At 65.6% G+C, this 19,355-nt stretch carries 24 protein-coding genes, 3 tRNA genes and 1 pseudogene; 3 read left to right on the top strand and 25 right to left on the bottom strand.

Annotated features, from left to right (window positions below; translation table 11 throughout):
* Nucleotides 1-15: 15 nt before the first annotated feature.
* From ABIB45_RS04880 to ABIB45_RS04840, 9 genes and pseudogenes are all read right to left on the bottom strand, one after another.
* Nucleotides 16-669: a hypothetical protein gene (locus ABIB45_RS04880; protein ID WP_354214814.1), complete on the bottom strand. Its 654-nt coding sequence runs from the start codon at nucleotides 667-669 to the stop codon at nucleotides 16-18.
* Nucleotides 670-671: 2 nt separating this feature from the next.
* Nucleotides 672-1,502 carry a thymidylate synthase gene (locus tag ABIB45_RS04875; protein WP_354214813.1) on the bottom strand — a complete coding sequence of 277 codons (831 nt, stop codon included), beginning with the start codon at nucleotides 1,500-1,502 and terminating at the stop codon, nucleotides 672-674.
* Between the two features lie 226 nt (nucleotides 1,503-1,728).
* Nucleotides 1,729-1,801 (bottom strand) — tRNA-Arg (locus tag ABIB45_RS04870).
* A 27-nt stretch (nucleotides 1,802-1,828) separates the two neighbouring features.
* The gene (locus ABIB45_RS04865) at nucleotides 1,829-2,092 is read right to left on the bottom strand and encodes a hypothetical protein (protein WP_354214812.1); all 264 of its coding nucleotides are present in this window, start codon (nucleotides 2,090-2,092) and stop codon (nucleotides 1,829-1,831) included.
* 244 nt (nucleotides 2,093-2,336) lie between these two features.
* Nucleotides 2,337-2,729, bottom strand: coding sequence for a hypothetical protein (locus tag ABIB45_RS04860; RefSeq protein WP_354214811.1), 393 nt, complete (start codon nucleotides 2,727-2,729; stop codon nucleotides 2,337-2,339).
* 138 nt (nucleotides 2,730-2,867) lie between these two features.
* A complete protein-coding gene (locus ABIB45_RS04855; protein ID WP_354214810.1) occupies nucleotides 2,868-3,587 on the bottom strand; it encodes a hypothetical protein in 720 nt (239 codons plus the stop codon).
* Nucleotides 3,580-4,047 (bottom strand): NADH dehydrogenase [ubiquinone] 1 beta subcomplex subunit 11, encoded by a 468-nt coding sequence (locus ABIB45_RS04850; protein WP_354214809.1) that lies wholly within the window; start codon nucleotides 4,045-4,047, stop codon nucleotides 3,580-3,582. The genes ABIB45_RS04855 and ABIB45_RS04850 overlap by 8 nt, the downstream gene beginning before the upstream one ends.
* A 370-nt stretch (nucleotides 4,048-4,417) precedes the next feature.
* Nucleotides 4,418-4,903: pseudogene (locus tag ABIB45_RS04845) on the bottom strand (SRPBCC family protein).
* A gap of 36 nt (nucleotides 4,904-4,939) precedes the next feature.
* Complete coding sequence (locus tag ABIB45_RS04840; protein WP_354214808.1) at nucleotides 4,940-5,491, bottom strand: hypothetical protein; 552 nt, start codon at nucleotides 5,489-5,491, stop codon at nucleotides 4,940-4,942.
* 108 nt (nucleotides 5,492-5,599) lie between these two features.
* On the opposite strand from ABIB45_RS04840, the gene ABIB45_RS04835 reads away from it, so the two are divergent.
* Nucleotides 5,600-6,175 carry a hypothetical protein gene (locus tag ABIB45_RS04835; protein WP_354214807.1) on the top strand — a complete coding sequence of 192 codons (576 nt, stop codon included), beginning with the start codon at nucleotides 5,600-5,602 and terminating at the stop codon, nucleotides 6,173-6,175.
* Between the two features lie 428 nt (nucleotides 6,176-6,603).
* On the opposite strand, the gene ABIB45_RS04830 is transcribed toward ABIB45_RS04835, so the two are convergent.
* The 6 genes from ABIB45_RS04830 to ABIB45_RS04805 all read right to left on the bottom strand — a co-directional run bounded on the left by ABIB45_RS04830 (nucleotide 6,604) and on the right by ABIB45_RS04805 (nucleotide 10,932).
* Entirely contained in the window at nucleotides 6,604-6,942 is a 339-nt protein-coding gene (locus ABIB45_RS04830) for a hypothetical protein (RefSeq protein ID WP_354214806.1), read from the bottom strand.
* Nucleotides 6,943-7,092: 150 nt separating this feature from the next.
* Nucleotides 7,093-7,216: transfer RNA gene (locus ABIB45_RS04825), tRNA-Arg, on the bottom strand.
* A gap of 739 nt (nucleotides 7,217-7,955) precedes the next feature.
* Entirely contained in the window at nucleotides 7,956-8,360 is a 405-nt protein-coding gene (locus ABIB45_RS04820) for a hypothetical protein (RefSeq protein WP_354214805.1), read from the bottom strand.
* Between the two features lie 85 nt (nucleotides 8,361-8,445).
* The gene (locus ABIB45_RS04815) at nucleotides 8,446-10,017 is read right to left on the bottom strand and encodes a Na+/H+ antiporter (RefSeq protein ID WP_354214804.1); all 1,572 of its coding nucleotides are present in this window, start codon (nucleotides 10,015-10,017) and stop codon (nucleotides 8,446-8,448) included.
* Between the two features lie 113 nt (nucleotides 10,018-10,130).
* Nucleotides 10,131-10,204 (bottom strand) — tRNA-Asp (locus tag ABIB45_RS04810).
* Nucleotides 10,205-10,620: 416 nt separating this feature from the next.
* Nucleotides 10,621-10,932, bottom strand: a complete 312-nt coding sequence (locus ABIB45_RS04805) for a hypothetical protein (RefSeq protein ID WP_354214803.1) — start codon at nucleotides 10,930-10,932, stop codon at nucleotides 10,621-10,623.
* Nucleotides 10,933-11,056: 124 nt separating this feature from the next.
* Here ABIB45_RS04805 and ABIB45_RS04800 point away from each other — a divergent pair, with 124 nt between their 5' ends.
* Nucleotides 11,057-11,476, top strand: a complete 420-nt coding sequence (locus ABIB45_RS04800) for a hypothetical protein (protein ID WP_354214802.1) — start codon at nucleotides 11,057-11,059, stop codon at nucleotides 11,474-11,476.
* 36 nt (nucleotides 11,477-11,512) lie between these two features.
* Here ABIB45_RS04800 and ABIB45_RS04795 read toward each other — a convergent pair whose 3' ends face one another.
* From ABIB45_RS04795 to ABIB45_RS04775, 5 genes are all read right to left on the bottom strand, one after another.
* The gene (locus ABIB45_RS04795) at nucleotides 11,513-12,145 is read right to left on the bottom strand and encodes a hypothetical protein (RefSeq protein ID WP_354214801.1); all 633 of its coding nucleotides are present in this window, start codon (nucleotides 12,143-12,145) and stop codon (nucleotides 11,513-11,515) included.
* Between the two features lie 305 nt (nucleotides 12,146-12,450).
* Entirely contained in the window at nucleotides 12,451-13,134 is a 684-nt protein-coding gene (locus tag ABIB45_RS04790) for an NUDIX hydrolase (RefSeq protein ID WP_354214800.1), read from the bottom strand.
* On the bottom strand, nucleotides 13,121-13,297 hold the full coding sequence (locus ABIB45_RS04785) for a hypothetical protein (protein WP_354214799.1): 177 nt from the start codon (nucleotides 13,295-13,297) through the stop codon (nucleotides 13,121-13,123). Before ABIB45_RS04785 ends, ABIB45_RS04790 begins: the two co-directional genes overlap by 14 nt.
* A 2-nt stretch (nucleotides 13,298-13,299) precedes the next feature.
* Nucleotides 13,300-14,841 carry a nicotinate phosphoribosyltransferase gene (locus ABIB45_RS04780; protein ID WP_354214798.1) on the bottom strand — a complete coding sequence of 514 codons (1,542 nt, stop codon included), beginning with the start codon at nucleotides 14,839-14,841 and terminating at the stop codon, nucleotides 13,300-13,302.
* A complete protein-coding gene (locus tag ABIB45_RS04775; protein ID WP_354214797.1) occupies nucleotides 14,838-15,671 on the bottom strand; it encodes a ribose-phosphate pyrophosphokinase-like domain-containing protein in 834 nt (277 codons plus the stop codon). The genes ABIB45_RS04780 and ABIB45_RS04775 overlap by 4 nt, the downstream gene beginning before the upstream one ends.
* 197 nt (nucleotides 15,672-15,868) lie before the next feature.
* Here ABIB45_RS04775 and ABIB45_RS04770 point away from each other — a divergent pair, with 197 nt between their 5' ends.
* Nucleotides 15,869-16,408, top strand: a complete 540-nt coding sequence (locus ABIB45_RS04770; RefSeq protein ID WP_354214796.1) for a hypothetical protein — start codon at nucleotides 15,869-15,871, stop codon at nucleotides 16,406-16,408.
* Between the two features lie 16 nt (nucleotides 16,409-16,424).
* Here the strand turns inward: ABIB45_RS04770 and ABIB45_RS04765 are convergent, their stop codons facing one another.
* From ABIB45_RS04765 to ABIB45_RS04745, 5 genes are all read right to left on the bottom strand, one after another.
* Nucleotides 16,425-16,886, bottom strand: coding sequence for a hypothetical protein (locus ABIB45_RS04765; protein WP_354214795.1), 462 nt, complete (start codon nucleotides 16,884-16,886; stop codon nucleotides 16,425-16,427).
* A 78-nt stretch (nucleotides 16,887-16,964) separates the two neighbouring features.
* Complete coding sequence (locus tag ABIB45_RS04760; RefSeq protein WP_354214794.1) at nucleotides 16,965-17,498, bottom strand: hypothetical protein; 534 nt, start codon at nucleotides 17,496-17,498, stop codon at nucleotides 16,965-16,967.
* 2 nt (nucleotides 17,499-17,500) lie between these two features.
* Entirely contained in the window at nucleotides 17,501-17,743 is a 243-nt protein-coding gene (locus tag ABIB45_RS04755) for a hypothetical protein (RefSeq protein ID WP_354214793.1), read from the bottom strand.
* A 31-nt stretch (nucleotides 17,744-17,774) separates the two neighbouring features.
* On the bottom strand, nucleotides 17,775-18,497 hold the full coding sequence (locus tag ABIB45_RS04750; RefSeq protein WP_354214792.1) for a hypothetical protein: 723 nt from the start codon (nucleotides 18,495-18,497) through the stop codon (nucleotides 17,775-17,777).
* Nucleotides 18,498-18,530: 33 nt separating this feature from the next.
* Nucleotides 18,531-19,253, bottom strand: coding sequence for a J domain-containing protein (locus ABIB45_RS04745; protein WP_354214791.1), 723 nt, complete (start codon nucleotides 19,251-19,253; stop codon nucleotides 18,531-18,533).
* Nucleotides 19,254-19,355: the final 102 nt, after the last annotated feature.

The following is a 19,355-nucleotide window of genomic DNA, read 5'->3' as shown; positions in this document are numbered from 1 at the left end:
GCCAGCCCTCCCGGATTAGAGTGGCCCGAACTCCTTGGCGCCCACTGGATCCTGCCAGACCAACGACATCTCTTCCAGTGAGTGCCGAAGCCCCGGAGACGACGCGATGTCCGCACGGAAGTCCCGGGCCGCGTGCTCTATGAAGTAGGCCGGCACAGCAAAGACGCTGCCGAAAAAGAGGGGGGTCATGAGGGCGTAACCAATCAGGAGGACGCCCCCACCGGGTGCATCTGTCAGCAGTGCGCTGGTCAGAGGGTAGGTGATACCGCAGAAGATCAGGGTGAAGAAGGCTGCCGCACCAAGTCCTGACCGGAAGTTACCCGCGCCTCTCGAAGGTGCCATGTCCGCAATCTTCGGCAGCCGCTTCCGGATCCAACGGAACATCAGCACCCCGAACAGCACCAGCGACAAGCCAGGGGCGGCGAGCCCGAACAGAACACCAGGGCCACCACCGCTTGCCAAGCCGAGAGCCCCGAAGCCGGTGAACGACACCCCGGCTCCCACCGCGGCACCGGCAAGCCCGCGGAGATGGCCTCGGTTCCACGCCATCGCCCGCAGTGCCGTTGTCACACCCTCAGGTGCGTAGTGACCGGCCTCCTCCGAGAGCCAGTACCCGAGCTCCCGCTGGCGCGGCGTGGGGACGAACACCCCGTCACGGTGCCACGGCATGATCAGACCGCGACCGGAGCCTTGATCGCGTCTTGCGGGTCGTAGCCGATGACCTCGAAGTCCTCGAAGTCGTAGCCGAAGATTGAGCCCGGGACCCGGTTGAACTTCAGCTCCGGGTAGGGGCGGACGTCGTCCAACCGGCTCAGCTGGAGCTCGACCTGGTCGGCGTGGTTGTCGTAGATGTGGACGTCGCCGCCAGTCCAGATGAACTCACCGACGTCGAGGCCGGTCTGCTGGGCGACCATGTGGGTCAGCAGCGCGTAGGACGCGATGTTGAACGGGACGCCCAGGAACATGTCCGCGGAGCGCTGGTACAGCTGGCAGGAGAGCTTGCCCGGGGCGCCGTCGACGCCGGGAGCGACGTAGAACTGGAAGAGGGCGTGGCATGGCGGCAGGGCCATGTTGTCGACTTCGGCAGGGTTCCAGGCGAGGACCATGTGCCGGCGGGAGTTCGGGTTGTTCCGGATGGACTCCACAACGTTGGAGATCTGGTCGATCTGGCCGCCGTCCGGGGTTGGCCAGCAGCGCCACTGCGAGCCGTAGACGGGTCCGAGGTCGCCGTTCTCGTCGGCCCATTCATCCCAGATTTTCACGCCGCGTTCCTGGAGCCAGCGGACGTTGGTTTCGCCGCGGAGGAACCAGAGCAGCTCGACGGCCACCGATTTCCAGTGGACCTTCTTGGTGGTGATGAGCGGAAAGCCCTTAGCCAGGTCGAAGCGGATCTGACGGCCGAAGACGCTGGTCGTGCCGGTGCCGGTCCGGTCGCCTTTGGCGGCGCCGGCGGCGAACACCTCGGCGAGCAGGTCTTCGTAGGGAGTTTCAATCGTGGGCATGGGCTGCCTTTCAAGTGGCGGTCTTTGGTAATGCCTATGCGGTGCGGGATCTGACGGCCCTGCACCGGGTCCTGACCTATCGCTGGCCAGGGTCCGGTGTCGCTACCAGCACGGTATCGAACCGCTCGGACTCGCGTCCTTTTCCAGCGGACATTGCTGTCCGGCCCTGAAGCGTTCCCGCTTCGAATTCTTCCTATGCGGCGACTTTGACGAGGGGGGGGTGTCGTGCCCTGGGCGGGAATCGAACCCGCGACTTTCCCCTTAGGAGGGGGACGCTCTATCCACTGAGCTACCAGGGCGTGGTCCGAGGGGCCTTACGGGCCTGTTTACTGCCTGACGAGATTGCCGTTACTGAGCTGGACGGTCTGGCCGTTGGCAAAGCCGTTGCAGCTGGTGCGCCTACCAACGCTGATTGTGTCGGTCTGGCCGTCCGGCAGGGAAACCACAAGCTTGCAGCCCGATTTGCTCGAGTTCTTGTAGGTGTCCTGAATGACCGCCGACCCGGTGTACTTGTCGGCTGGTCCGGGGGCGCTGCAACTGGTCAGCAGGAGTCCTATCCCGAGCGCCAGAACGGCAACCGTATTCTTCAAGTCGTGTCCTCCAAGGCCATGCTCAACGTGTGGGCCCGGTGTGCAGATCAATACGGTGGCAGCACCGAACCTCTGCCCCGGACGCCCGCGGCGGGGGATGTCCGGCACTCCGTGGCACCAGGGATCCACGACCGGCCAGTATGAGTCCCGGGAGCCCTGGCCGGACGAATCCCTCGGTCCGGGCTATCTCAGGCGGCCCGGTACGTCCCTCATGTGTGCGGCGCCGGCGGCCAATCTCTCCGGGCTAGTAGCCGAGGACGCTCAGATACTGCTCCAGCGATTTGCAGTGGACGCCGGTACGTGCCCCGTCGACAGTGAAGACTGCGAGGGCGTCCGACCTGCCGGCGTCGTTGGCCGCATCGAAGAGATGGGCGGCTCCGTCCAGTGTCGGTGAAATGAACCTGGCCTTTGGCACTCCGTATTCGACAGTGATGAGCCTGAAGATTTCCCGCGCATACTCACGCGTCATGACCTCGTTGTTATAGCAGCGGACAGTGACGGAGGCTTTCTTCCCCAGGCCGTCACGGGTAACCAGCTTCTCCAGGTCCGTCATGTTTTCGCGGGCTTCTTCGGCGGTCAACGCCGTCGCGCGCAAGGGCTCCAGCACGACATTCCCGGTTTTCTCTCGGCTCAGCATGCGGGGCCTCCCTGATCGGTGCGGCGCTCGGATGATGGGTGTGGGTCGGCCGCTACTAACCCTATGCGCCCCGGCCGCCGACGGGCCGATCCGGATTGGCGGATCTCATCCTGTCCGGGCTGAAAGGATCTCAGCCTCTCAGCGGGCTCCGATTTCAGTGTCGGGCTGCTTGCGCAAGTACAGGAACGCGGCGGTGACGACCAGCAGGCCCAGGATCCCGGCAATGACCGCCCCCATGATGCCTTCGGCGGCTGACGTCTGGGTCGCGTCCACTGCGACGGGCGCGTCGGCTGCCTCGACGGGAGCCTGGGAAACCTGCGCGTCAGGCTGGACGGCTTCAGCCGGCACCACCGCGGAAGCATCAGTTTCCGTATCTACGGCAGCCAGGGCTTCTGCGGGAACGGCCTCGACGAGCATGACCACCGGTTCTTCTCCGGCAGCAGGGGCCAGGGCCACCCCGCCCACCTGGCTTTGCGGTGCCGAGTAGTCTTTCGGGGCGACGTACTGATTGGTGATCGGGGCCGCCGGAGCGGCAGGGGCCGGTGCCTGGATCGGCGGAACGTACGGCGCTGCCGGGGCGGGGACGTACCGAGGGAGCGGCGCCGGTGCCGGTCCCATGCCACCACCGTTGACCGGTCCTGCCTGACCTGGCGTGGTGACGGTACCAGGGGCGGTTCCGACGCTTCCGCCGCCGCCGACTCCACCAGTTCCTGTCGGTGAGCAGAAATCGGCGCCGTTTCCGGCTACAGAGGGCACGTACCCGGCCGGGCAGGTGATGGCATTGGCGGGTCCGGCGGACCAGAGGGCCGCGGCCAGCATGGTTGCTGTTGCCAGGGCAGCGGCGGACGTCTTACGCACGGGTGCCTCCCTCGGTCCGGCCGCCCAGCATTCGGGGCCGGATAAAGAAGTAGTAGGCCGCGGTGCCCCCGATCACCAGGACGCCGGCGACGGCGAAGAAGAGGACCTGCCAGGTCGGGACGTCAACGGATGCCGATGCGGTCTCGGCCCGGATGACGGTTTGTCCCACGGCGTTGGAGGATGTCGAGGTAGGGCCGGCGGTAGCTGACTCGGTTACCGCAGCTTGCTCTGTCGTCGGCGGCATCGTCGCATCCCCGGGGGCGCCGGTCTCGGCGGGCGCTTCGGGGTTGGTGATCCCGGCCTGAGCGCCAGGGGCCTCGGCGAGAGGACTCTGGACGGCGTTCTGCTGGTCCGGGACAGGGATGACCTGGGCGGGCCCTGGAGGTGCCTGGTACTTCGGCACAATGCTGAGCTCGACGGTGCCCGGAGCCGGCGCAGCCGGGACGGGGGCTGGTGCCACGGCTGGCGGTGCTGGTACAGGAGCCGGAGGGGCTACGACGGGCGGGGGCGGTGGTGGCGGGACTGCCCCGGGAGCTCCGCTTCCTCCGGCGACGTTTCCCATGCCTCCGTTGTTGCCGCCGCCTGTACCGGGTCCGGTGCCATCGTCCTGACAGACCTGTGCCCCGTTCGCTGCCGTCCAGCAGACTTGGGCGGCATTTGCCGGCGTGCTGAGCAGAAGCGGGCCGGCCAGGATGGCAAGACAGAGTCCGGCACCGGTTTTGATGCGCATTGTTTCCCCCAATGATTCGCCGGACCGTCCCGGCTTATGGTCAGCCTACTGGAGGCTGTGCTGTCCGGAATCACATGTGCGGATCGGTGACGGCGGCTCTTCAGGAGTTTGTCGCCAAGGCCCGGAATTCTTTGACGAGTTCGGGATTCTCGCAGGCGCGGGCGAAAGCTTCAATGCGCATTTCGATCTCTTTGCCCAACAGCCAGGAGCCGATGCGTTCAGCGATGGGCCGCAACCAGGCCGGCCGACAGGTGAACGAGTACTTCCAGACCGCGCGGGTCCCGCCGTCCTCGGGGGTGAACCGCCAGCCGCCGCCGAACTTTTTAAAGAACCATGGGCCGGAAATCATCGTCATGCCGACGTTTTTCGGCGGCATGAAGGAGACGTACTCGCTCACCATCACCAGCCCCATCCTGGACACGGTCCTGGTGCGGACTCCTTTGCCGACTGCTGCTGCCCCGTCCAACCAGCCTTGTGCGGAGATGAACGGGTCTTATTTGAGCCGGAACTGGCCCGTCGTTTGGGAGATGGCGAACGCCGTCTCCGGGTCGAGACGGATGAATCGCTCTGCGCGTACCTGAGCCATGAGGTTCAGCCTATCCGGGTGATTTTCGCGTGTCGTCTAGGCGGGCGCAGCGGCGTTGCCTGCGTCCATGCGGGCCTCGTCGGCCGCGTGCAGTTCGGAGAGCCGGATTTCTTCCCAGTCGCCAGTGATCGGATCGTTACGGAACGTAGTGTCCTCATCAGGCAGCAGCGCGTACAAGGCACCGTCGTGATGCATCCACTGGGTCCGGTAGAGGCGTCCAGGGTGCATGAAGACCTGGGGCATGCCGGTGCCGGCGACAATGGCACCCGGCTGGAGGACCGGGATGGTCAGAGCAGCCAGCGCTTCGCGTGCCGCATCTCCCTTGGCTCCACGAACAGGTTCGACGGCGTCGCGGGTCCTCACGTATCGCCAGCCCTCGGCCAGGTCGGTGCTCTCCACACCGAGGCTCAGAATGACCTCGCTGGTGTCGTCGCTGAACCCGCTGCGGCGGAAGCGGACGATAATGTCTTTCCCGACGCTGGCCGCGAGCTCACGGGCCTTGTTCTGCAGATCGTTCAACTTGGACTGGGCGGCGGTGATCTCGTCGATGGTGGTTGAGGCGTTCGCAAGCTTGAAGGCGCGGGGCATGATCTCTCCTGGTGGACGGTTGATTCCCTGGTCATGTGTACGGCGTCCAGGAGGAGGGTCACCGCTAGGATGCTTTCGGGGGCTGGCCCCGACGAAGGAAGAGGGACCATGACGACTTTGCCCGGCACGTGGCGCGAACCGCACCGCGACATTCCGGTCCCCTTTCCGGAGGCGCTCCAAGAGTGGGCCGAGAAGTCGGTCGAAGTACTTGAAGATGTAGCCCGGACGTATGGCGGCCACATCACCTATACCCAACTGGGCTCCCGGCTCTTCGACGAGACAGGTATCCGCACCAACGCACTGCTCACCAGATGGAGCGGAAAACTGCTGAACCAGGTCATCCACCTGTGCCTTGAGCGCAAGCTCCCTGCCTTGTCGTCCCTAGTCGTCTATTCGACAGACGGGACGGTTGGCGCCGGCTTCACCGAAGTGCTGCGCGCCTCCGGCCGGGAAGTCCCGTCGACCGAGCTGGAGCGTGAACGGGCAGCGGCCGCCGAGCGTCTGGCGTGCTACAAGTTCTATTGCAAGGAGGGGGACGTCCCGGCGGACGCCGCCCCTCAGCTGACACCCAAGTACGAGGCCCGGGTGAATCCGGTGAAGAAGGACGCTCCCAAGCCAAAGCCGGTGTGCGTCGTGCATGGGATCCAGCTGCCGGCCACGGGTATCTGCGACGACTGCGCCTAAACGGCGAACGCCCCGGCCAATGGGCTGGCCAATGGGCTGGCCGGGGCATTCTAAGTGTCGCTCTGGACGCCTTACGGCGAAATCCCCTAGCCCTATTACGCGTCTTTACCGGTGTCCGCGCTTTTACTGTTCAGGTTCAACGGCACATGTGCTCCAGGCGGTGTCGACGGGATCCCCGCTTGCGCTGACGGGTCCTGCATCGTCCTGCCCGGCATGAAGCCGTTCCAGACCGTGAAACGCACCGGGTTCGAACCGGTGTCTCCGGGGCATAGGCCCGGCGTATTAACCGAAGAAAGTGCTGCCCCAGTACATCAAGCCGCATTCGAAAGCGGCGGGTCGACCATTGCTTCCCCCGGCTCCACCTGTCATGTACTGGCCACTGCTCCATACGAGCGTTCCATTGGTGCGCTTTCCCGCACCGGGTGTTTCTACTTCCGCCGGGGCGGGTTCTGCCTTATTCCGCGGACATACACGGCAGGCTCGATGCCCTCTTCCGTGAACAGAATCTGCTCTTTCTCCTTCCAGAGCCTGGAGTTTTCGCCTTGCGCTTCCCTACGGACCTCGGTCAGCTGACCGATGAAGTGCTGGACCTCCCCGAAGCTCAGCGGGACGCTATGGCCATCAACAGTGAGCACGGCGCCGTTGATCTCCGGGTCGTAAACCAGGGATAGCCCATCCTTCTGCGTCGGCTTTCCCCGAGGGTATCGCGGGTTCCGCCATACGCCGTCGGCGTCTTTGGACCAGCCAGGGTACTGCTGTTCAGACATTGGTGGCCCTTTCGAAGCTCCTTGGATAGAGGGCGCAGTCCCCGATCCCGTGGTGGCACTCTTTCTCTACCCACGCACACACCTGGGCGTGCCGGACAGAAGCGGGGACTGCTTGAGAGCCGGCGCGTGTGCGAGACGGTCGACTCTCCGTTGCCTCAGGGGGACTCGAACCCAGGAGGTCCGGCTGTCGCCGGCCCAACTGCCCGGGCACCCAAAGGTCCCGGCCCCAACCTCCGGCTCGTCACCGGTGCTCTGCCAATTGAGCTACAAGGCGTTCCAGTTGTTTTGTTCCGGCCGTCGCCGCGGATGGTTGGTCGCCACCCGTGAAGCCCCCGCCCCGAAGGGCGGCAGGTATTCTTCGTAGCAGGAGCGGGTCTCGAACCCGCCTACCCTTCCCCGTCGGCAGACGGGTCCAGGCCACACCTTCCAGTGCGGGCGCCGCCAGAGCGCCTTCCCTGCAATCCATTCATTTAGCGTGAGGTCTATGGAAGCCCGCCCTGCCGGGCAAGCCAACCGCACGGGGTCGTATCGGGACACCGTCGCCGCCGTCATTATTTGTGCTGCCGCCCAAAAACAAGGAGCAACCCCTGCTGGCAACGAACCGCAGTCAGCGAGCTTTGCGGTTCAGCGCAGACCGGCACCCCTCGACGGATGCACCTCGGAGCTACGCTCCGGCTCTTCCTTTGAGCTACGGTCCTCGGTTCTGGCCAGCCGGGGCTGAAATTCCCTATCCCTCGCCGCGCATCTTGCCTAGGAGCTGCGCGGCTACTTTTCAGGTTCAACGGTGCAGGTAGCCAGGTGGGGTTGACCGGCCCCCGCTTGCGCTGGTGGGGTCCTGCATCATCCTGCCCGGCATACGCCGTTCCAGAGTGGGCCGTCCCGGAATCGAACCGGTCCGCGTCCGCGGATCCACATCAGCCCTGCCGGGTTCCTCAACCCTGGATAGGTTCCTTTATCTGCCTCTCATGTGTGCGGAGTCCGGAACCTCTCTCACCACCTTGGCATCGCGGCGCCTAAGCCAGGGAAGGTAAGGGTTCTGAGACACCGGTCGACGGGTTGGTTTTGAGGCGGGCAATGAACAGCGACACTGCAGCGATGAGCAGCGCAGTGCAGGCCGGCTCGAAAGTCAGGATGCCGCCATTCAGCGAGGCGGAGACTCCGCCGGCAAAGGTGAGGGCCGCCGTCGCTACGCCCAGGATGCAGACGACGCGGGCGACGCCGGACGCTTTCACGGTCAGGCGCAGGCTGGCGACCAGTGCCAGTGCCGCCGCCAGGGCCATGGCCTGCTGGACTGCCACGGGTCCTTCGCTGGCTCCGGCGACGATGGCCGCAGGGGCAATGAGGAGGAGGGCGAAGGACGCGACGTCCCGGCGCCGGATGTTCCCGTCTTCGGAATTGGCCCGAAGGATCGCGGTCATGGTCTCTTTCATGGCATGCCCTTGCCTTTCGGTGTGACGCTTCCACCTGTCACATGCGTAGACGGGCCCGCCCTCCTCCTCCGCGCTACTTCTGACGCATTACCGTGAGCAGGTCCAGCCGATGCAGGACCCGGTCAGCAATCTCCGGGTCGGTCCCTGGCTCGTTCCGGGCGTTCACCACTTCCTGGCGGGCCGCGTCGAGGGCGATGGTGCGGATGGCCACGGCGGAGTCGTGTTCCTGCCTGGTACGGGCACCCTTCCGTCCGGCCGGCGCCGCGTCGGTAATCAGTTCTTCGCTGAGCCGCTTGATGCCCCGCTCGATGGCTTCGTGGCGCTGATGCGGGAGGTCGTGAACGAAAGGGGCGTCATGCAAGGCACTCAGTGCGGCGTCTTCGGCTCGTTGGGCCAGGACCCTCTCGGCCTCGTGCTCGGCGGCAGGTGCTTCCCGCATCTGCAGTTTCCGCATCAGCCACGGCAGGGTGGAGCCGGGGATGATGAGGGTCGTGAACAGGACGGCGACAGCGGTCAGGACGATCTGGTCGCGGGCCGGGAACGGCGTACCGTCGGCAATATGTTCGGGCAGTGCCAGGGCAAGCGCCAGGGTGGCGAGTCCGCGCATCCCGCACCAGGTCAGGAGGAGCACGTCCTTGGGTCCGTTGGGTGGCAGGCCGTCGTCGCGGCGGCGGTTGAACGGCACGAGCAAGGCGAGCCAGGCAGCCCGGATGGACACGACGACGGCGCAGATGATGGCCGCTTTCCCCAGCATCGGGATGGTTTCGGCGCCGGTCTCTTCGATGACGCTCCGGGTGACCAGACCGATGAGCCCGAAGGCGAGGCCGGTTGCCAGGAGTTCGGTGACGTCCCAGAAGGCGTTGCCGGTAATGCGTTCGGCGGCGTCCTGCGGGCGGGAGCGGCGCTTCATTTCCAGGGCGGTGACAACGACGGCGATGACTCCCGAGGCGTGCAGCTCTTCGGCGAGGATGTAGACGGCGAACGGGACCACAAGTGTCACGGCGCTGCGGGCGGTGGAGGAGTCGATGAATCCGATGAGCTTCTTCGCTACCCACGCCATCGCCAGGCCCAGCACAACGGCGATGGTGGAGCCGACCAGGAACGTCATGGCCAGCCAGCCGTCGACGTCACGTCCGTTCACGGCGGCGGCGACGGCTGTTTGGAAGATTACGATGGCGGCGGCGTCGTTGAAAAGGCCTTCGCTTTGGAGGACGGTCAGCAGGCGGCGGGGCATGTGGACCCGGCCGGCGACTGATTCGACCGCGACCGGGTCAGGTGGCGCCACCATGGCTCCAAGCGCGATTGCTGCGGGCAGGCCGATTCCGGGGATCAGCAGCCAGGCGGCGCCGGCGACGACCGCCACGGTGACGACGATCAGGCCGATAGCGAGGAGGATGACGCTGCGCCACCGGATGCGGAACACCGACCAGGAGGTCTTTTTCGCGGTCGCGAACAGCAGCGGCGGAAGGAACAGCGGCAGGATGAGCTCAGGGTTAAGGTGCAGTTCCGGGATGCCCGGGATGAATCCGGCGCCGAGGGCGATGAGGACCATCAGGACCGGGTAGGGCAGCTTCAGCTTGTCCCCGAGGCCTACGGCGATGACCGTGGCCAGCAGGAGGCCGATGATGAGTGCGAGTTCGTGCATGTTCTGTCCCCCTGGACACGTGGCAAAGGCCACCGCCCGGGAGGGCGCCGGCCTCGGCTGGGTTCTCCGGCTGGTGGACCGGTGACGGATGAAACGTGCCGTGGGGCACCTTGCGGCTCTGACGGGACTTGAACCCGCGACCTCCGCCGTGACAGGGCGGCGCGCTAACCAACTGCGCTACAAAACCAGGTGGCCGGCGGTGGAAGGCACCGGCCTGGACCCTTGCCGCCGGAGTAGGCTGCAAGGGAAATCGGTGTCTGGCCAGCGGTGAAGCTGAAATTCCCTATCCCTATCACACGGCTTTACTAGTACCCGTGCGCTTACTCTTCAGGTTCAACGGCATTGCTAGCCGGGTGGTGTCGACCGGACCCGCCTAGCGCTATATTCGGGTCCTGCATCGTCCTATCCGGCATATGCCGTTCCAGACCGCGGGCTGTTCCGGAATCGAACCGGTCCGCGTCTGCGGATCCACATCAGCCCTGCCGGGTTCCTCAACCCGGTCTAGGTTTTTCTTATCTGCCACTCATGTGTGCGGAGCTCCGGGGAACTCTCACCGCTCCCGGAAAGCGCAACCGGCGGGGCCGCTTTCGAGCGCCAGGGGCATCAGCGTCGTTTCTGGTCGTGTGCAGTCGGGGCATCGAGTGCCAGTGCCAGAGCAGTGACGCGGTCATGCAGCTGACCTGCAGCATGCATGGCCTGCGCTTTGAAGGAGCCGCCGCGCGGGTCGACGCCGTCCACGATCGTCTGAAGGGCTGAGCGCACCACGTTGTCCTCGTAGGTGCTCGCCTCGGGAAGCTCAGAGATGGCGACCTGGAAAGCGTTCTTGACGAGGCCCTTGGCGGGGAATTCGGACTGCGTGAGCCATGCCATGGGAAGGATCTGGGCGGACTTGGCGTAGCGGGTCAGTGCGGACATCGGGTTCTCCTCGGCTTGTCTGCCGGGCCGTTTGCCCGGATTCTCTTCTCAACATGTGTGCGGAGCCTGCCGGGATGCTCACCGCGTCGCTGCTAGATTTGGGGGCGAGCGATGGGAGGTCGGCATGGCGGAGCGCAGCGAAACTGACTGGAAGTTTCTGGTCACCGAAGGGCACGAGATCCTGAAACGGGTTGCCCGGGACGGGGGCCTGACCAATTACGGCGAGCTCAACAAAGCCCTGATGGACGCCACCGGCCTTCCCGGCTTCGACTTCGCCACCGACCAGGGCCGCGGCGAGATGGGCCGGCTCCTCGGCCGTATCGCCATTCAGGATTGGGCCACCAACCCGGACTTCATGCTGACGTCCTTGGTGAAACGGACGGATGAAAACGGGCCAGGCCAAGGTTTTTTCAAACTGGCCGAACAGGAGCACTTCTTCGACCCGTCACGGCAGGACGAGATGGACTTCTGGCAGGAGCAGGTCGGCAAGGCCCATGAACGTTACCGGCGCGGCACGCCACAGCAGAGGAGCCGGAAGGCCTGACCTTCCCGGCTCCGGTGCGAGAACTTCCTGGGAACTCTAGAGCTTACGCAGTCCCAGCATGACCAGTTTCCCCAGCATCCGGCCGCACCAGAACACGACGTTGAGCCCCCACCTGAGGGGGTTCCAGCGGTCCAGTGATGCCAGTTTGTCCGGGTCACCTTCCGCCTTCTTGATCTTCCAGAACCAGAAACCGACGAGGGCGGCATATCCGGCCGGTACGGCGAAAACACCCACAATGTACGCGTTGACGACGAAGTCGCCGACGGTGGCCCAACCGATGAGGATGGCCGCGACGATCATGCCGAAGACCCCCATGGACATCGGGACTTTCGGAGTGAGAATGGGGGCGAGAACCGGCTCGACGGGCTTGGGCGGGCGCTCTCCCATGTCGGAGACTTCGGAGGGATGCGTGAACCGGGGTGCGCGACCTTGCTTGAGGGCGGCCATCTGCTCCAAGCGGACCTGGCCGTGCTTCCATCTGAGGTTCTCAGCGTCCCACTGTTCGTACTGCTTCAGCTCGCTCTTGTAGTCCGCCATGGCCTTGTTGTGCTGGAATTCCCTGGCACTGGCCGCGGTCCGGTTCTGCTGCCGGAGATCCTCGTTGGCGCGCACGCCCTCGGCGCGGGTGCGCTCTGTTCGTTCGCCGGCGCCTTCGTTCAAAATACCCATTGCTGGTCCCCCACCTATTCTGTTGAGCCGTGACGGCCCAACGACATGTCTAGCACCCTGAACCGCATGCCGTGACGTGCCACGGCGGGGGCGAGAGATCCTTCGTGTTGCATGGAGCGCATCCGGGGATCCGAACCCCGTGCAGACCGGCTGATCAACACCGGGCCCCACCAAGGGGCTGACGCGCGTGGCCGGCAATTTTCCCTGCCGGATAGGTTGCTCTTTCTGGCACCCATGTGTGCGGGAGGAGCGGTAACGCTCACCGCGTTCCTGAACGGATGACGCTAGCGGCGGCAGCCGCTTTCTTAGAAGCTAGTCCTTCGCTTCGGGGCGGACCAGCCTGAGGCCCAGGACCATGCCGCGGCGGGACGCCCCTTGCCGGTAGGTGCCGCCGGGGAAGCGGCCTTGGCGAGGGATTCCTTTTTGGCCAGCTCCCTGCCCAGGTTGGAAGTGTCGGGTTCGCCTTCCAGCGCTGCAACTGACAGCTCGCGCATGAGACGGGCAACGTCCGCGGTGCTGAACCTCTCCCCCAGCAAGGCGCGGGTGAGCGGTTCGTTCACCCAGAGGGCATCCAGGACAGCCTTGGCGGCGGACGTGATGATGGCGGAGTGGTCGAACGGCAGGTCTGCGTTGCCGGTGATCAGGTGGTGGACGGCGCCTACGGGCTCGTCTTCGGGGTCGATGACGGCGACGTGGGCAATCGACAGGGTCGGACCGCGGGGGTCACGGTCCGGATTGTCGAAGGCGCCGGTGTTCATCAGGAACAGGACGCTCTCTTCGGAGACGTTGACCTTGGCCGACAGGGCTCGCAGCGCAGCTTCTTCGAGCCGCTCCATGGGGCGCAGGAGCACGCCGGGGAGGGCGGCCTGGCCGGCGTAGGGTTCGAACCCGCGGACGCCCAGGATGACCCGCCAGTGCCCGTCGCGGAGGACAAGGGGCACTGTGTCGATGGACACCAGGGGCTGCTGCGGAAGGTCACTCATGGTCATGGGTCAATTCTTGCCGAAGTTCAAGGATGATCTGTCGCCGGGCGTTCCGTCCGCGGAGGTACGCGCGGGACCCGAGCGGGGGCTGTCGCTCGAACAGCTCCAGCTCCCTCTCGGCGTTGGCAAGCCGCTGCGCGCTCAGCGTCTCCGGCGTGGTGGTGTCCATGGTCAGGCGATGTTGCCGAGGACGGCGCGGACGTCAGCGAGGGACTGCCGGCGGATGAACTGGCCGTCGGCCCAGACCGGTTCCAACAGGGACACGGCTTCCTGCTCCGGGGTGGCTTTCTCGATTTGCACGAGCTCCCCGTCGGCGTTGCGGATGACGGCGAGGCGGCCGGTGGCGGACTTCTTGGTGCCGTTGTCCGTGACAGGGTCCTTCAGCAGGTTGTACGTCTTGTTCTTGATCTTTGCCCAGGTGGCTTTGATCGCCGACGCGAAGGTGTCGCGGGTGACGTACTGGTAGGAGAAGGAGCCGACGCCGAAGACGATGTTTTCGGACGCGAAGCCAAGACGCTCGAGCCGGGCCCAGATGTCCTTGGCGCGGTCCAGGGTGATGGAGTCACCGTAGATCAGGCCGACGCTCGGGTCGAGGACCATGTAGCCCTTCGAGTTCTTGGTGCCGCCGAAGTGCTTCCAGAGCAGCTGGACGGCTCCGAAGAACTCCGGGTCGCGCTCCTCAGTGCGCACCTGGGCGGTGAAGATGGCTCCGGGTCGGGACATGGTGCCGCAAATGATGTCGGCAGGGTCGCCGGAGTCGGGGCGGATGACGAGCTTACCGTCGCGACGGGTGATGCGGCCCTTGAGTGTCGGGAGGATCTCGTTGAGCACCTTCCAGAAATCTTCGGTGTCGGAGACGACCGAGACGTTCCCGGCGGGGTTCTTGTCCAGGATGCGGGAGAAGGTGTCCAGTTCGCTGGATTCGCTGATGCCTGCGCACATGACGGAGTGTTCGGTGGCGGGGATCGATCCAAGGACCTGCCCGTTGTCGGCTCCGGCAGCGGAGGGGTAGTAGCGGCGGACCCAGTCCAGGGTGGCCAGGGAGTCGGAACCGGTGAAGGAGAGCAGGTGGCCGGCGCCCGATGCGGCGGCGGCCGGGGTCCCGGTCATGCCGCGGTAGGAGAAGTCGTGCAGCTGCCAGTTCACGAACTCCGGTGCGGAGCCGGTCTTTTCGGCTGCCTCGTTGAGGACCTGGCGGTAGGTGTCGGCGATGGTGGCCGTGGTGGACGGGTGCCACACCGAGGCCGAGAGGACCGTTTCGATGTAGTTGACCAGCCAGAAGAATTCCGGCTCGGTGTTTTCGATCGTGAAGGTCGGGACGCGCAGCGGGACCCGGGTGCCCTCGGGGAGCCCGCGGAAGACCAGCGGCAGGTATCCCTTGCGGTGCAGCGCCCGGATGTGGTCGCTCTGAATGGTGTTGGGGCCGAGGATGGCAGTCAGGTTTGCCTCGTACTCGTCCACTGCTTCGTCCTCATCGGCGGCGAAGAAGGGTGCGAAGGCTTCAATGCAGTAGGACTGCAGGAAGGCCTGGAGACCGAAGTGGACGACCTTGGTGACGCCTTCGAGGCGGGAGCCGCGGTTGGTGTAGTTGGCCAAGATGCCTGTGGTGCCTTCCGGGTAGAGCTCGCGGTGGCCCAGCTTGTAGGCGTCCGTTTCGAACAGGGCGGCGGTGACGGAGGCGGTGGTGATGCGGGTGTCTGTTGCGGTGCTCATGAGTTGCGGCCTTCCAGAAGGTGGTGGATGAGGGGTGAGACGGTGGCTCCGACCGCCGGGTTAGCGGCGCCGGGGTGTGAGTCGGTGGTGTAGATGTTGCCGAAGTGGTCGTTCAGGGCGGCGGCGTTACCGGAGAAGACGCCGTGGCTGACCCAGAGGTCAAGGCGGTCCTTGGTCAGGCCGGTGGCTGCGGCGAGGCCGCGGAAAGTGCCGCCGCCATCGCAGATGTCGTCGACGACAAGGAACTTGCCGGTGGCCGGCAGCGCCTCGCATTCGAAACCGGAGAGCTTGCCTGTGGTGAAGTCGCGGTGCTTTTTGGCGTAGTAGACGGGCAGGCCCAGCGCGGCGGCGACTTTTTCGGTGCGGGCGTGGGCGCCTTCGTCGGGGCAGATGACGCCGGCGTAGTCGGCGAGGGTTTTGCGGAGGACTTTCTTGATGACGGCGTCCGAGTACACGACGCGGAGATTGTTCACCAGTGCCGGCATGATCTCGGAGTGCGGGTCAAAGCAGACGATCTCATCGGCCGCCATGGCGTTGATCAGGTTGGCGTATACCTTGGCGCCGAACGGGGTGCCGCGGTCCTGGCGTGCGCCGGGCAGGTACGGGATCAGCGCGGTGACTTTGTGGCCGCCCTGGTGGGCGTAGTCGATCCACATGGCGGCGGTTACGAAGTCATTGGCGTCGGCGCCGGTCAGGTAGAGGTACAGCGGGGTTTCGCCGTCGAGGACCTTGTCGGTGGTGACGTGGCATTCCCCGGCCGGGAAACGCATCTCGGAGGCCCGGGAGTGGGCGGTCCATCCCTGCGGGAACTTCGCGTATGTCGTGATCATGCTTCCACCCTACTCTATTAATCGTCATTTGACGATTATTCAATGAATATTGGTTTTCACTGTCTTCTTACCTGACCCTCATGTGTGCGGGAGCGGCCGTAAAGCTCCCCGCCCTGTCGAACAGATGCCGCACACTAGTAGGCATGACCGCTTTCGATGAATCCAAGCACCCGCGCAGCCGTGGAAGGTTCACGGCCGTGTCTCACCGCGAATCGGAGGTGGCAATCGGCGCCGGCTTCGACGCCAGGTACTGGGGCCTGCCGGCCGGGCGTCCCGGGGCCTGGGTGTTCGGTGACGACTCCACCGCGGAAATCGTCACCGGCTCAGTGGTTGATGGCCCGTTGTCGCAGGGAGTTGCGCGGCGGGAGAGCCTGGACTCCTTTACCCGATGGCAGGGATTCGCGGCAGGGCAGGACACAGCCGATGGGCCAGAATTCGCCGCCGGACTCGAGGACGGCCTCCGGGCCCTCTACGGGTCCACGGCTGGCGAGCCAACTGCCGAGCTGCTGGACATCGCCGCGACAACCCCCACCCGACCGACGTCCCGGGTCAACTGGATGCTGGGCCTTCGAAGCGCACCCAGCGAGGCCCACCGTCGCGGCAGCATGGCTGCCGGCGTGATCCTTTCCGGATCCGACGAGTGGTGGGGCATTGCCGACAACAAGGACCTGGCCATCAGCGGGCCGCCGGTGAGGACCCCTCGCCGGGGCGCCTGGTCGTCGCTCGCCTCCCGCTAAGTACCTCAGCGGACGTTCAGCACCACGCGGTGAGCGGGAAGACCGGAGTCGCAGCTTCGGCCTGGCCGGCGGTCTCCCAGGCGAAGTCGACGAAGCTGTCACCGATGGTGTCCCAGCAGTGCAGAGATCCGTTGGCATCGATCGCATAGAACTGGAAGAGGTTCTCGTCGACTTCGTCCTGCTTGACCAGCTCCCTTCCGCCGCCAGGGATCTGCGGTGGCAGCCCCGGGCCGGCGATGATGTACGCGGGGAGGACGACACTCTCGTGCGCCGGGAATGCCCCGTCCAGCCCGGTTGACTGGAAGGTACCGGTCCCGTCTGCGACGGCGTAGCACTCGTCCGCGTCGATCGTGATGGTGCCTGCGGGCAGTGACGCCCTGGCATCCGCCGTGCGGACGCAACGTTCCTCCGGCAGCCCCGGCGCGAGTTGAAGCCCGCCGGAGTGGACGATGAAGGTTGGGATCGGGATTGCTGTCATGGCGGTTCCTCGGGACGGGGACAAATGGTTACCGGTTTCGCCCCCATGTGTGCGGATCTGCACCCGGCCCTCTCCGGGTCAGGCGGCCCAGTCGGCCAGGGCTTCGGTGACGATCTTCTTCACGGCGGCCGGCTTGAGATCCGGCCCGTCCCACGCGCCTGTTTCGAGCGTGACCTTGAAGTCGCGACCCCCGCCCCGCTGCGCCCCGTTGTGCTCGGACACGATGGACCGGACAGAGGCTTCGAGCCCGCCGGCCGCCGGGATTCGCAGGTAGACGTCGTTCTCGAACCCTGGCTTCCACCCTTCCGTGTTGTGCCGGAGCGTAAGGAGGGACACAGTGCCGCGGGCGCTCTTGGCGGGAGCCTCGGCCAGGGCGTCGCCGTCAATCAGGTTCACGACGGTTCCGTCCTCGAGCTGCAGGACGGGACGGTAGTCGCAGCCGGTCCAGATGACGGAGCCCTTGGCTCCGGTCTTCACGGTCTTGAGGTCCCGTAGCGGCTTGATGACTCTCACCCGGTCTCCGGGCAGCAGGCCGGTGACGTCCAGGCCCTCGGCGGGCGCGGCTGGTTCCGGGAACGGGAGGGTGCGGTCGGTTCGGTAGCTGGCTGCCATGTCTAGTCCTGGTTCTGGTGGGAGGCGTAAGGGGTGACCGGCGGGACGGCGAGTCCGGCCCGGGTCCGGGGGTCTTCGATCTGGTCGAGCAGTATGCTCGTCTTCTCGGCGGCGCGGAGCGCGGCGGTGACGTGGATGTCGGCCTGCCAGATGTTCCGGGAGATTTCCGGCGGGGATTGGATGATGGCACGGCGCGGCGGGTAGATGCTCCGGTGGGCGGCGAGCCCGGAGAGAACGAACAACACGGATCCGGCGCCGAGGACGATCCCGAAAGCGTCAGGCGGCGTGCTGTCCCTCGGTGGTCACGGTCTGGCGTGCGGTAAGCAGGGCGACCGGGCTGGTGGTAGTAGGGGTGGCGTTCAGATGCTCGGTCCCCAGTCCGGCACCCGCCCAGACTGCACCGAGGGTGAGCAGCAATTCGCGGGTAATCCCGTCCGACCCGCTTCTTCCGGTCAGGGCAGCCGCCGCGGCGGCGTCGATGCCCGCGTCCCACACAATCGCCGCGGCTGCTTCCGGGTCGGCAAACATCCAGCTTTCGTCCTGCCGGGACAGGAGGTGCCCGCCGATGTAGGCGGCGACAAGCAGTCCTCCGGTCAGCCCGGCCCCGGCGACGGTGAGCGGATGGTGGATGACACCGGTCAGGCCGAGGATGGTGGTGATGACTCCGAGAACAGCGGCGGCCAGGACAGACAGTGCGGTGAGCTTGCCGGTCCGCGTTGTGACGGCCCCGTCCAGCTGCTTTGCGTGCGCCTTCGCCAGCGCTTCGAAGCGTGGCAGGTCGTTGATGATCTCGCGGGCGTGCAGGTCATCCATGGTGTTGGCGAGCTCCGGGGCCGCCTTCGTGAGGGTTGCCCAGCCTTCGGGAAGTCTGCTCCTGCGCCGGGCGACCCGGCGGGATGAAGTCAGGATGGCGGCGATCTGCCCGTCGTTCAGGGACCGGATGGCGGTGGCAGTGCGGGCTGCGATGTCAGCGGCTCCGGGCATGGAAATGTTGCTCATGAACCTTAATGTGTGCGGTGGACCCGCAAGCTCTCACCGGAGCTGACGGACCCGGTCGTTCCTGAACCGTACGGCAGCCGCAATCGAGTACGTCAGCACGGCGCCGGTGATCAGTGTCGGGAGCCATAGACCGGTACTCCAGGTGGCGGTGATGAACGCGAATCCGGCGGAGAGGCCGGCGAGGAATACTGGTGCCTTCCAGGCGGTCCTGATCTCATCGGCGAACGTTGCAATGAGGGTTCCGACCGCCCAGAGGACCGCGTAGATGATGGCCGGCAGGCCCGGGGCGGTGAGTAGCCGGATGCCGCCTTTGGGCTGGACAATCTGGAGGAGCTGAATTTCTTGGAAGATCCAGTAGCCGCCCAGACCGGCGAAAAATGTGATGAGCAGGCCGAGTTTCAGCCGGCGCAGCTTGAGCGATCCTGGCGGTGTCGCTGCAGGCTCCTGGTAGGTCTCTTCCTCGTACACGGGTTGCCGGAAGGTGGGCGCTTCGTGGCGCGGCTGGCGGGGCGGTTCCGGGGCAGCTGGCTCAGAAGGGGCGGTCTCCCGGTGCGGACAGCCCAGTTCCCGGTCGTAGGCAGCGCGCTTGGCCGGGTTCGAGAGTGTCTCGTAGGCGTCCTGGACAGACATGAAGAGTGGTGCCATGACCGCGCCGGCGACATCGGGATGGGTTTTGGCGGCCAGCTTTCGGTAGGCCTTCTTGACCTCGTCCTGGGTGGCGTCGGCTTTGAGGCCCAGCACGTCGTAGCGGTTCACAGGGGATCCCGAGGGCAGGTGCAAGCGCTGGGCAGCGGTGTGTGGCTGGTGCAATTCATGGGCGGCCTCTCGGTGGCTTCTACCCTAAAACATGCGTAGGCC

Source organism: Arthrobacter sp. UYCo732 (genome assembly GCF_040547265.1).
Lineage (GTDB): Bacteria > Actinomycetota > Actinomycetes > Actinomycetales > Micrococcaceae > Arthrobacter.
The sequence above is the reverse complement of the archived record's forward strand: the minus strand, read 5'-3'. Positions and strand labels throughout refer to the sequence as shown.